Source organism: Pseudonocardia sp. Ae505_Ps2 (assembly GCF_001932425.1).
In the GTDB taxonomy this organism is placed as follows: Bacteria; Actinomycetota; Actinomycetes; order Mycobacteriales; family Pseudonocardiaceae; genus Pseudonocardia.
On record NZ_MCIP01000001.1, the window covers coordinates 1,726,730 to 1,738,989 of the forward strand.

A 12,260-nucleotide genomic window follows, 5' to 3' on the forward strand; every position below is an offset into this window, starting at 1 on the left:
GCTGCAGCCCATACTGCGACGAACTCTACGAGAGGTGCATGAACGTTCGACTCGGGGATCCGCTCGATCTGCTCGACTGGAATGCCCATAAGGCCAGCATCTCATAAGTCCCGATAGTTATCACCAGTTCAGCGAGAGGGAACTCGATGACCGGATGCCGTCCGCATGCCCTGCGGCGCTGAATCTGTGGAGTCGCGGGATGATGGGCGATCACAGCTTGCTGCTGGGCACCAGAGATAAGGTCTTCACGGAGAATCCAAGGACTGGACCGACGAGTAGTGCAAACATGATAGTTCCTACCCCAACCGTTCCACCAAGAATGAATCCGACGATTAGCACGGAGATCTCTAGGAACCATCGAACTTGGGTGATGGACCGTCCCGTGACTCGGTGTAGGCCGGTCATCAAACCGTCGCGCGGCCCGGGACCGAGTGCGGCCCCGAGGTAGAGGCCACCTCCGAGACCGACTAGAAGAATACCCAAGACAATTAGCAAGAAGTTGATCACAACTGAGTTTGATGGAGGAACTACTGCCAGGGTGATATCCATGAAGACGCCCAAGAGCAACGCGTTGCATACTGTGCCGAGGCCTGGGCGCTGTCGAAGAGGGAGCCAGAGGAGTAGCACGAGTAGCCCGATGGCGTTCGTCACGATGCCGACCGATAAGCCTGTGACTCGGGCAAGACCCTCGGCGAGGACGGTCCAGGGTGAGTTTCCCAGGCCGGACAGTACCAGTAGCCCTTCGCCAGTACCGAAGATACAGAGGCCGACGAGAAGCATGGTTACGCGACGCGGGCTTGGTCGCCATCGGCTGAGATCATTAGTTCCGCTGTTTCCGGCGGTCGGATGCACGTCCACTAGATTAGGTCATTCTTTTGGCAACGGACGAGGGACTGATACTCGTTTTGTAGGGCGCGAGTGACGGGGCCTGGGGTGAAGACTCTGTCATCAATCGCCCGCACGGGCTGCACTTCGTACGCGGTACCGGTAAGGAAAATTTCATCGGCACCGCCGATCTCCTCTGGCCAAATCCGGCGCTCGATCACCGAGATCCCCTGCCGTTCTGCAATCTTCATGACGGTAGCGCGGGTGATACCAGCGAGGAAGCAGTCTGCGATGGGTGTGTGTAGAGCACCGCCGCTAACGAGGAAGAGGTTGGCTCCAGTAGCCTCAGCGAGGCGCCCCTGCCAGTCGAGTAGGAGAGCATCGTCGAAGCCACGTTCGGCTACCTCGTGGCGGGCGAGCGTGCCGATAGCGTAATTTGAAGCCGCCTTGGCATGGGTCGGTGCTGTCGCTGGGGCCGGCCGCCGCCAGCTTGACGTGCCTAGTCGAATACCGGCCATCTTGGCTTCATCGCCAAAGACTGAGGGCCAGTCCCAGATGGCGATTGCAGTATGCGAACCTGCGTCGAAGCCTGGGACCTCGATGGAACCTGAGCCCCGCCATGAGATGGGCCGCACATAGCCGTTCATCACACCCATTTTAGAGACAAGCGCAACAGTTGCGTCACACAGCTCGTCGGCCGCAAATGGGACGTCGATACGCAGCGCTGCGGCTGAAGCGAGAAGACGACGGTGATGCTGCTCTAAGGCGAAGGCGGTTCCGTCGTAGACTCGAATTCCTTCAAAGACGGAGCTTGCGTAATGCAGTCCATGTGTCAGGACATGAAAGGTGGCATTGCCCCATTCTGTCAACTTTCCGTCAAGCCAGATGTGGCCCTTGCGGTTAGAGAAGTTCAACGCTACGCTTCCGATCGCATCAATCGATTGAGTGCCGCTACCGCTGAGTGTCATCAAAAGCTAGGAGTTGATCCTCAGCTACTGACCTTCGGGATAGCAGTAGAAGTTGGTCGGCCGAGAAAGCAAATCGGTCTCGATTCTCTCCTTCGCTTAGGTAGCGGCGCACGAAAGACTTTGCTTCCGTCTTGTACATATCTGCGTCGGTGACACGGCCCTCGAGTTCTTCGATCTCGTGGACGTATTCGCGGAGTGCTGCAACTGCGGCTCCACGATCGAAGATCAGGCCCGAGGGGGTCAGCTCGATTCCACCGCGCTCCCGGAACCATGAGTACAAGAATACACCCGTACCGGCATCGAAATTCCGGGTAGCGGCACGTGAGCGCGGATAGCGGATGAGGCGTTCGAGAAGGATCATGTCAATCTGCTCCTCGCGGAAAGGCACACGATCATCATCGACCGCCACGATTACAGTCTTCGCATCTACTTTCGTCTCTTCAAGTAGTCCAACGAACCAGTTGGTTTTCAAATCTACGTTCTCGTCAAGAGGCCAGCGGCCTTGATGGTGATAGTAGTCATGAAGGTAACCCCACACGGACCGCGCATTGTAGCACCGGTCCGGCTGAAGTCCAGCTGATGCGCTCGGAGCGGTCCCGTTCACTAGAATTCGAGTAGCGGGAGGAATTGCCATTTCCTCGTGTATGCGCCGGAACTTGCTGAAAAAGAATAGTGCGTACGATTGCGAATACACCGGGCGCGAAGATGGCACATTCTCCGGAAAGAAGACGAGGCAGTTGCCGAGTCGAAACCCTGCGCTTCCATGCAGAAGAATGACAGACTGACAGTTGTTCTTTGGGTGTGGATAGAATGCTGCTAGGTCGTCAATCTCACGCGGCTCCTGGCGGCGCACGAGAAAACACTCTAGGCGGCGTCCGACGGGTGGAGCACCGTTGGTGGTCAATGCGCAGCCGAGGAAGAATGCAAGCTGGTCTCGGTCAGGAGGAACGAATGCTTCCCGCGTGGCGCCGAAGTCTGGTGCTGTGTTAAGCCCGGCAGCGATCCAAGTCGCCACATCGGATCGTAGTGCTTCAAGCTGGCGTTCAGACCTGAGGTGCAGGAGAACGTCGCTCGCGCGTTGGACGATAGTGCGTAGGAGATTGGCATCGTCTGAGCAAGCATTCGCTATCGATCCGTCACGTTCCTGTCGCAGTCGGAATCGGTCGACGAGGCCAGTGATCTCATGGACAGCTTCGTATAGCTCAGATTGAGTTCCCGACATCACTTGGCCTCAAGGCGGTGAATCGTAAAGATCATAGGCACTGGACCAAAGTCTTCTAGGATTTGGAGTCCGTGTCGCTTCGCTGCGACGATAGTAGTGATGCAGGCATCGGTAGTCCCCTCGGCGCAATCCAGGGCTGCCTGACTGTTGCTCAGCACAATCCGGCGCTCGACGCCGCGAGGGACAAGGCCGGACGGTGCGGGGTGTGTTGCCGCGGTACGTGGCGTTGTGGTCAACCCTGCGTAGACCATGTTGTGTGTCGGCAACAGAAAACTGTCCACCATAGTTAGCCGCTGCAGGTTCGAGAATGTAAGTTTGTGCAGATCAGGATAAACTGCGCATGCGACCAGGGCGTGTTCTCCCGTTTCGGGTACCCGCTCTAGTGCAGTCTCAAGTGACTCGTGAAGCGTCACTCGGCCAACAGTTCCCTGCCGTTGAAACCACGCGTGAGCAGCACTCTCCAGATTCGTTCCCGAGGGGCCCAGCGTATGGAGGTGGCGAATGCCTTCCAGGTCGACGCAAGTCGCTTCTGGAATGACTACAGGATATTTTGCTGAAGACACACGAATCCTCTCGCTGGTGGCAAGTAGACGCAGGGTGCTCGGATCGAGTCGAGGCTTATGGGCTCGTACTCGTCTTTGGGGCCGGCCGACGCTTGTACGGTCGACAGGATCATTGCTGTCCGTGCGGCGGCAAGTCAAGGAACTCTCACGCGCAGGCGAGGTCGAAGTGAAGTTTGTGTGGCCAGTCACACTTAGAGGTCGCGCGGATTGATGGATGATCATGGGCGGCGGTGTGGTCGGGTGTCCCAGCGGTGTGTGGTCCAGGCCTGCCGGATCAGGCTACGGAGTGTGATGATGGTGTCGGTGAGGTCGAAGAACGCGTCGACGACGGTTTCGCGGCGTTCGTAGCAGCGCTGCAGCCGGTTGAAGCTGTTGTGCCAGGCGTTGGTGCGCTCGATGTGCCAGCGTTGGGTGGCCTGGATCGGTGCTTTCTCGCCCTTGTGCGCGATCTCGCTGTGCAGGCCCCGTTCGGTGAGTGTGTCGCGGGTCTTACCGGAGTCATAGCCGGCGTCGAGGTGCACGGTGATGTCGTCGGGCAGCGGGCCGAGAGCGTCGAGGTGGTCGAGAGTGGGGCCCAGTAGCGGGGAGTCGTGGCGGTGTGCCCCGGCCAGGACCCGGCCCAGTGGGATGCCGTATCCCTCGACGAGTACCGATCGCTTCAGGCCCCTTGCGCCGGTCGACCGGTGACGGGCCGGCGACCTCACCGCCGCCGGGGGCCTTGGTGATGGCGCCGTCGACGGCAACGTCGTCAAGCAGCAGGCCGACGATGCGGTCGTAGGCGTCCAGGGCGATCCGGCGCAGCTGGGCGAAGACCCCGAGCCGGATCCACTCGTCACGGCGATCGCGGATGGTGGTCGCCGAGCAGGTGCTGTCGGCGATGCCCTGATACGGGCAGCCGAACCGCAGTACCTCACAGGAGCTTGTCGAACACGACCCGATCCGCGATCCGGCGGCGGTGACAGCCCCACGGATGAGTGGGATCGAACTCGACCCGGGGCGGCAGCAGCGCGGCGAACTGGTCCCACAACGGCTCGGTCAGCCATGATGGCAGGGCGGGCACGCGGCCTCCAGACGATCACGAAGAGTCAACAACTTCATGATCGACAGGCCCGTGCCCGCCCTCGCCTCAGACACCCAACCACGGCCGAGGTGTGATCAATCCGCGCGGCCTCTAAGAGGTCGCGCGGATTGATCACAGCTGGGTCGCGGCCGGGTGTCGATGGTGAGGGGCGGGCACGGGCCTGTCGATCATGAAGTTGTTGACTCTTCGCAGACCATGGTCGACCACTGTTCCATACGGCACTCAGGACCCATCAGGTTCCGGGTCGGCCCACGGCTGCGATCGCTGTGGCTTGCGAGGCCCAGCAGGGCTTGCGGCGAGCCCGGTCCACGACCCGGTCCACGAACTGCACAGCCCTACTGCCGCTGATGCTCATCCCGTCACCCAGAGAGCACGCTCGCACCTGGGAATCCAGCCCTACGGGTGCGGACGCGCCAACTACGGATCAGAAGGTTAGGGGTTCGAATCCCTTCGGGCGCACACGACACGACAGGCTCCACCGGACTCCCGGTGGGGCCTGTTCGCTGTTCGGGCCACTCGACCGGCAGGGACCTCTCGACGGTGTGGGGTCAGCCGGGGACGGGACGCAGACGCGGCCGGGGCCGCGCCCCGGGGATCGGGCGCGGCCGGGTACGACGGTGTTGCGCACGGTGCGGAGGCCGTCGACGGTCATCTCGACGACGTCGCCGGGGACCAGCGCGGGGAGGTCGGTACGGCCCCGCCGTGGTGCAGCGGCACCTCGCCCGTGCGCTCGCCACCAACGGGGCACTGCGCGTGCTGGCGTGTCCGTGGAACGTCGTCCCCATCGCCGAGACCCTGTGGTGGCACCCGGTGCACACCTACGGCCACGACGACGTCTGGTTCCGGGAGCTCCTCGGCGAGGCGGCGGGGGAGCTCACCGGAGACCCGGGTCCCCCCGGACTGCGGACGTCGGCCCCGGCCACGTCGTGACCGGGGCCGCGGCGTCGTGCCGGCGGGAGCCGGGCCGTGATCCGGAGTTCACCGGCGGAAACACCCATGTGCCCTGGAGCGGTCATGCTTCGGTCACCCCGCGCACCCCCGCCGGGACCTGGGTTCCGATGCGCCACCTCGATAGTGTCCTGGCTCACGGCGGCGACGCCATCGGAGCCGATGCGAGCCGTCGAGGAGGCCCCGAGTGCGCTACTGGACCACTGAGGACCGCCCGGCCGGCGAGCAGTTCAGCTACTGGCGCGAGGTGATCTGCGAGGCGTTCACCCCGCTCGCCGCGGAGCTGCCCGGCGCCCGGCGGACCGGGCGGGCGTACGCACACGAGATCCGCAGCTGGGTGCGTTCCAGCAGGCTGACCGCGACCAACTGCGCCGAGGTGTCGTCGGCGACCCAGCTCATCACCCACGGCCCGGCCGAGGTGCGTCGCACCGTCACCGACCACGTGTTCGTGAACCTGCAGATCAGCGGCCACTGCATCGGCACCCAGGCCGGGCGCCGCTGCGTCGTGGAGCCGGGCGGGTTCGCGTTGTTCGACACCACCCGTGAGTACGGGCTGGAGTTCGTCGCCGACGACCGGTCCCAGGAGTGGCGCTGTGTGTCGTTCCGGGTGCCCCGCGCCCGGCTGCTGCCGCTGGTGGCCGACCTCGACGCCGCCACCGCGACCACCCACGACGGCTCCTCGCCCGGTCTGGCCCGCATCGTCGCCTCCGCCATGCTGTCCACCTGGAACGGCCTCGACGCACTCGACCCGGCCGGCGCGGACGCCGCCGACACCGCGTTCACGACGCTGCTGGCCGCGGCGGCCGGCGGCTCCGACCGGCTGCGCGACACCGGACGCGCGGATCTCGACGCGGGCCTGCGGGCCGCGGTCAACCGCTACCTGGCGGCGCACCTGCGGACCGGCGACACCTCGGCCGCGGCGGTCGCCGCGCGCTTCGGCATCTCGGTCCGCAAGCTGCACCAGCTCTACGAGGGCACCGACCGCAGCTTCTCCCGCACCGTCATGGCCCTGCGCGTCGACGGGTGCACCCGTGAGCTCACCGCACCGACGCGGGCCGGGACCCTCACCGAGCTCGCCGCCCGCTGGGGCTTCGCCGACCTGTCCCACCTCAACCGGGTCTTCCGCGCCCACCACGGCTGCCTGCCGTCGGAGTTCGGCGAGCGCGAACCGGCCGGACCGGACGGACCGTGCACGCCGGTACCGGTCGCCGTGCACACCGGTTCGATCCCGGGGCGGCCTCCGGCGGCCACGATCGCCCGGCGTCCCTGACCCGGGTCGGGTCGGGGCCCGAGCGGAAGGCATCCGACGATGACTCTGGACTTCACCCTCGACGCCGAGCAGCTGGGCCTGCGGGAGCAGGCCCGGCAGTTCGCCGACACCGTCCTCACCGGTGTCGAGGCGGCGATCGCGCCGTTCTCGCAGCCCGCGGAGCGGTTCTACGCCATCGAGCCGTTCTACCGGCAGATGGCCGAGGCCGGGTTCGTGAAGGCGCTGATCCCGGCCGAGTACGGCGGCGGCAAGTTCACCTCGCTGCAGTTCGTGCTCGCCGTCGAGGAGATCGCCCGGGTCGACGTCAACGTCGCCTCCGCGATCCTCGGCACCGGCCTCGGGCTGCACCCGATCGTCCACTTCGGTACCGAGGAGCAGAAGCAGCGGTGGCTGCCCGCGTTCTGCGGGTCCGAGCCCAGGCTCGCCGCGATCGCCTACACCGAGGTCACCGGCGGTGCGAACTACGACTCGCCCGACCCGAAGGTCGGGGTCCAGACCTTCGCCCGGATCGAGGGTGACGAGATCGTCCTCGACGGCGCCAAGCACTACACCACCAACGGCTCCGGCTTCGACGGCCGCGGCGCCGACCTCATCTCGGTCGTCTGTCGTACCGACCCCGCGCTGCCGCCGCAGGAGTCGCTCGCGATCGTCGTCGTCGAGCGGGGCACCCCCGGTGTGGAGATCACCGGCATGCTCGACACCATCGGTCACCGCGCGACCAACTCGCCGCGGGTCGAGTTCCACGACGTCCGGGTCCCGCTGGCGAACATGATCGGCGGCCCCGGCGACGGCATGGAGATGGTGAAGACCGCGTTCACCTGGACCTGTGCGCCGATCGGCGCGGCCTGTGTCGGGCGGATGCGGGCGGCCTTCGACTACGCCTACGAGTTCGCGAAGACCGACAGCCGTTCCGGCCCGCGCCCGGTCATCGAGTACCAGAACGCCGGGTACATGCTCGCCGACATCAAGATCCGCATCGAGGCGACCCGCTACCTGTCGTGGAAGGCGGCCGACCACTTCGACCGCACCGGGGGCAAGGACCGCGAGCTCGCGAACATCACGAAGATCTACGCCTCGGAGCGGTCGGTCGACGTCGTCTACGACGCGATGCGCCTGGTCGGGGTGGACGCCTACACCACCGAGACGCCGATCGCCGGGATCATGCAGGACGTCCTGTGCTTCCCCGTCTACGACGGCGGCAACATGGGCGTCCGCCGCCGGCACCTGCACGAGATGCTGATGGAGCCGAGCTACGACCCGCTGGCGTCGGCGGAGAACCGGCTCGCGACCGGCGCTTGACGGTCCGGGGCCGGCCCGTGGTGGGACGGCCGGCCCCGGTCACGGTGGGGCCGGAACCCGCGTCAGTCCGGCAGTGTCGGGGGAGCGAGCTCGGCGAACCGGTCCCCGGGGCCGGGGTTCTCCGGCGGGGTCGCCCCGCCCAGGTGCGCGACGATCCCCCAGACCGCGTTGAGCGCGGTCTGCACGGCACCCTCCGCCCAGGCCGGGGTCCACGACACGTCGTCGCCCGCCATGAAGATCCCGCGCTCGGCCGCCGGCAGGTCGTCCTGCACGAAGTGGCAGTACATCCGCCGGTTGTAGCGGTAGTGGCCGGGCAGGGCGCCCTTGAACGCACCCAGGCTGTGCGGGTCGGACTCCCAGGTCACCGTGATCGGGTCGCCGATGACGTGCGCTCCGATGTCGACGGACGGGTAGATCCGCCGCAGCGCGCCCAGCGCCAGCTCGACCCGCTTCTCCACCGGGTACGGCAGCATCTTCAGCGAGTCGCTCATCCACGAGTAGGACAGGCAGATCACCCCGGGCCGGCCCGGTCCGTTGTCGAACAGGTAGGTGCTGCGGGTGAGCCGGTCGGTCAGCGTGGTGGACATGACCTCGCGGCCGGTCGACGGGTCGATGTCCCGCCAGAACGGCCGGTCCACCATCACGAACGTCTTGGTCGACTGCATGTAGCGGGTGCGGTCCAGGGCCATCCACACGTCCTGGCCGAACAGCGACTCGTCGGTGTCGATCTGGGTGGACAACAGCCAGCTCTGGCAGGTGGTGAGCACCGCGGACACGTCGCGGGTGCCGCCGTAGACGTCGGTGATGCGGATCGTGTCCGCGTCGAGCCGGTGCAGCCGGGCGACGCCCGGGCGGGTCCCGCCCCCGTGCAGCGACGACAGGCTGGTCCCGGCGGGCCAGTGCACCAGGTCGTCGGGGGTGCGCGTCCACAGTCCCTGCGGCACCTGCTCCACCCCGCCGACGACCAGCTGCTGGTCGTCCTCGCAGCCGGTCAGCACCACCCGCAGGATCTCCAGCATCGAGTTCGGGAAGTCCGAGTCCCAACCACCGGTTCCGAACCCCACCTGGCCGAACGCCTCGCGGTGGGCGAAGGACAGGTCGGAGAACGCCTTCGACGTGGACACGAAGTCGTAGAAGGTGCGGTCGTCCCACACCTCGACGAGCTCCGCCCACAGCGCCCGGATGCGCGCGGTGTCGCGCTCGCGGATCGCCTGCTGCAGGTCGCTGAAGCCCGCGCCCTCCTCCAGCGCGCTCGCCCAGGCGTCGGCGACCTCGGTGAAGAACGGCGGCAGGTCGGCCAGGGTCCGGCCGTAGTACGTCCGCCCGTGCAGGTCGATCACCGTGCTGCCGGCGGCCTCGGTCAGCGGGTTCGGGAACGGCGCGGTCTCCAGCCCGAGCAGGTCCACGTAGTGGTGGAACGCGGTCGAGGAGCGGGGGAAGCGCATCCCGCCCAGCTCGGCGACGATCCCGTCGGCCCCCTCGAAGGGCTGTGAGCGCAGCCGTCCACCCAGGTGCGAGGACTCGTACACGACCGGCCGCAGCCCGATGCGCATCAGCTCGTAGGCGGCGACGAGCCCGGCGATCCCGGCCCCGACGACCACGACCTCGGACCCCAGCCGGTCCGGTGGGACCCGGCCGAGACCGGCTGGGTGGGCCAGCCAGTCGTCGTAGGGGAAGGGGAAGTCCGGGCCGAACGCGGTGAGGGGTGGCTGCTCGGGGCTCATGGGTGGGCTCCTCGGGTCGTGTGCCGGGGGTCACCCGGCCCTACGACCCTAGTCAGGGCCCACCGGGGAATCAGCCCTTTCCGCGTCGCGAGCGCACGGCCCCGGTGACGATCCGCTGGTAGGTGGTCGGCAGCAGCCGCACCATGGAGTCGATGGCCCAGGCGTCCGGTCCGATGAGGACACGGCGCTGGTTGCGCCGAACGCCGTCGAGGATGGTCTTCGCGGCCCGGTCGGGGGTCGTGTTCAGCATCCGCTCGAACTCCGCGGTGGCCGCGGCGGCGGGCTTGCCGGTGGCGGTGGCGACGCTGTCGTCGACCCGGGCGGCCTTCGCGATGTTGGTGCGGATCCCGCCGGGGTGCACGCAGGTCGCCGACACCGGGGAGCCGGTGAGCTCGAGGTCCTGGCGCAGCGACTCGGTGAACCCGCGGACCGCGTACTTGCTGGCGTTGTAGCCGCTCATCAGGGGCTGCGCGGCGACGCCGAAGATGCTGGACAGGTTGACGACGTGCCCCGCCCCGGCGGCCTCCAGGTGCGGCAGGAACGCCTTGGTCCCGTGGACCACGCCCCAGAAGTTGATGTCCATGATCCAGCGGTAGTCCTCGAGGGACAGGCCCCCGACGGTCCCGGACAGCGCGACCCCGGCGTTGTTCACGATCATGTGCACCGCGCCGTGGTCGGCGACGACGACGTCGGCCCAGCCGTAGACGGCCTTCTCGTCGGCGACGTCGAGCTCGGCGATGGTGACCCGCACCTGCGGTCCGGCGAGCGCGGCGGTCTCGGCGAGGCCCGCGGCGTCCCGGTCGGCCAGGGCGAGGTGGCAGCCGTCGCCCGCGAGGCGCAGGGCCAGCGCGCGCCCGATGCCGGACCCGGCTCCGGTGATCGCGGCGGTACGACCGGTGAAGGACTTCATCGTCGAGCTCCCCCTCCTACGGGTGTGCCGGAGACCCTAATCCGACGACGGCCGACTCCTCAGGCCCGGGTGATCGGCACCACCCACCGGTCGATCGAGCCAATGGAACGAGACCGTTCCGTCTGCTAGCGTCGAACGAGACGGAACGGTTCCGTCTCGTTTACCTAGGAGGGTCCGATGAAGTTCCTCTACGACGACGAGTCCTTCTCCTTCGAGGCGCTGCGGGCCGCGGGCTACGCCCCCTACGGCGGCGCCGAGCTGGGGGAGGTCCTGGTCACCTGCCGGGCGATCCCCGAGGGCGACGAGGTGGCGTGGTCGACCCGGTGGGCCGCCACCGCCGCGCGGGTCGAGCGCATCGGACGCGACGCACTGGCCGCGGGGCACCGGGTCAGTGCCCGCGAGGCGCTGCTGCGGGCGTCGAACTACTACCGGACCGCGGACTTCTACCGCCGCGAGGACCCGGCCCGCGACCAGGAGTCCGTCCGGCTGCAGACCGCGTCGCGCCGGACCTTCGCCGACGCCGCCGCGCTGCTCGACACCCCGGCCCGCGCCCTGGAGATCCCCTACGAGGGCACCACGCTGCCCGCGTACCTGTTCACCGTCGACGGCTCGGGCGTCCCGCGCCCGACCGTGATCTACCACGGCGGCTACGACTCCACCCTGGAGGAGGACTACTTCGCCCTCGCCGCCGGGGCGCTGCGGCGCGGCTACAACGTGCTCGCCTTCGACGGCCCCGGCCAGGGCGCGACCGTGCGCGCCGGGCTGCACTTCCGCCCCGACTGGGAGGCCGTGGTCACCCCGGTGGTCGACGTCGCGGTCACCCTGCCCGAGGTCGACACCGGGAAAATCGCCCTGGTCGGCACCAGCCTCGGTGGCTACCTCGCGGCCCGCGCCGCCGCCTTCGAGCACCGCCTCGCCGCCTGCGTGCTCCACGACGGCGTCTGGGACATGTACGAGACCGTGGCAGGCGTGGCCGCCGCCGCAGCGGACGCCGGTGGTATCGAGGCACTCGTGGCCACGAGCACCTCGGCGCGCTGGCTGGTCGACAACGGGCGCTGGACCTACGGGGTGGCGACCTTCGACGACCTGCTCGAGGCCACCAGGGCCTACACCCTCGACGGCGTCGCCGACCGGATCACCTGCCCCACGCTGGTGCTCGAGGCCGAGAACGACCAGTTCTTCCGTGGTCAGCCGCAGCGGGTCCACGACGCGCTGACCTGCCCCAAGGACCTCGTGGTGTTCCCGGAGGACGAGGGCGGCGGCGAACACTGTCACGAGGGCGCCACCCTGCGGTTCCACCAGGTCGCCTTCGACTGGCTCGACGGCGTCCTCGCTGACTAGTCCCATCGGGTGAACCTCGCGGCGCACGACCGGCCTGGGCGCGCCACGACCGAAAACGGTCCGACCGCTCGGAATCTGCACTCTTCGTGACCGAATCATGCCTCCGGGA

Annotated in this window: 8 protein-coding genes and 1 pseudogene; 4 read left to right on the forward strand and 5 right to left on the reverse strand. The window is 67.2% G+C overall.

The genetic code is table 11. From position 1 onward, the window contains the following. Positions 1 to 857: 857 nt before the first annotated feature. The 3 genes and pseudogenes from Ae505Ps2_RS08165 to Ae505Ps2_RS08180 form a co-directional block, all read right to left on the reverse strand. Positions 858 to 1,793: a branched-chain amino acid transaminase gene (locus tag Ae505Ps2_RS08165; RefSeq protein ID WP_075309020.1), complete on the reverse strand. Its 936-nt coding sequence runs from the start codon at positions 1,791 to 1,793 to the stop codon at positions 858 to 860. Then, the gene (locus tag Ae505Ps2_RS08170; RefSeq protein WP_075554198.1) at positions 1,777 to 3,015 is read right to left on the reverse strand and encodes a DUF6421 family protein; all 1,239 of its coding nucleotides are present in this window, start codon (positions 3,013 to 3,015) and stop codon (positions 1,777 to 1,779) included. Before Ae505Ps2_RS08170 ends, Ae505Ps2_RS08165 begins: the two co-directional genes overlap by 17 nt. A gap of 781 nt (positions 3,016 to 3,796) precedes the next feature. Beyond that, a pseudogene (locus tag Ae505Ps2_RS08180) lies at positions 3,797 to 4,638 on the reverse strand (IS5 family transposase). Between the two features lie 723 nt (positions 4,639 to 5,361). Here Ae505Ps2_RS08180 and Ae505Ps2_RS31835 point away from each other — a divergent pair. From Ae505Ps2_RS31835 to Ae505Ps2_RS08195, 3 genes are all read left to right on the forward strand, one after another. Next, positions 5,362 to 5,589, forward strand: coding sequence for a hypothetical protein (locus Ae505Ps2_RS31835; protein ID WP_075309016.1), 228 nt, complete (start codon positions 5,362 to 5,364; stop codon positions 5,587 to 5,589). Between the two features lie 205 nt (positions 5,590 to 5,794). After that, positions 5,795 to 6,877, forward strand: coding sequence for a helix-turn-helix domain-containing protein (locus tag Ae505Ps2_RS08190; protein WP_075309014.1), 1,083 nt, complete (start codon positions 5,795 to 5,797; stop codon positions 6,875 to 6,877). Positions 6,878 to 6,916: 39 nt separating this feature from the next. Continuing rightward, positions 6,917 to 8,176, forward strand: coding sequence for an acyl-CoA dehydrogenase family protein (locus tag Ae505Ps2_RS08195; protein ID WP_075309012.1), 1,260 nt, complete (start codon positions 6,917 to 6,919; stop codon positions 8,174 to 8,176). A gap of 62 nt (positions 8,177 to 8,238) precedes the next feature. Here the strand turns inward: Ae505Ps2_RS08195 and Ae505Ps2_RS08200 are convergent, their stop codons facing one another. Together Ae505Ps2_RS08200 and Ae505Ps2_RS08205 are read right to left on the reverse strand one after the other, a co-directional pair. Further along, positions 8,239 to 9,900: an NAD(P)/FAD-dependent oxidoreductase gene (locus Ae505Ps2_RS08200; protein ID WP_075309010.1), complete on the reverse strand. Its 1,662-nt coding sequence runs from the start codon at positions 9,898 to 9,900 to the stop codon at positions 8,239 to 8,241. 70 nt (positions 9,901 to 9,970) lie between these two features. Continuing rightward, positions 9,971 to 10,810, reverse strand: coding sequence for an SDR family NAD(P)-dependent oxidoreductase (locus Ae505Ps2_RS08205; RefSeq protein WP_075309008.1), 840 nt, complete (start codon positions 10,808 to 10,810; stop codon positions 9,971 to 9,973). 177 nt (positions 10,811 to 10,987) lie between these two features. Here Ae505Ps2_RS08205 and Ae505Ps2_RS08210 point away from each other — a divergent pair, with 177 nt between their 5' ends. Then, entirely contained in the window at positions 10,988 to 12,151 is a 1,164-nt protein-coding gene (locus tag Ae505Ps2_RS08210; protein WP_075309006.1) for an alpha/beta hydrolase, read from the forward strand. Positions 12,152 to 12,260 lie beyond the last annotated feature (109 nt).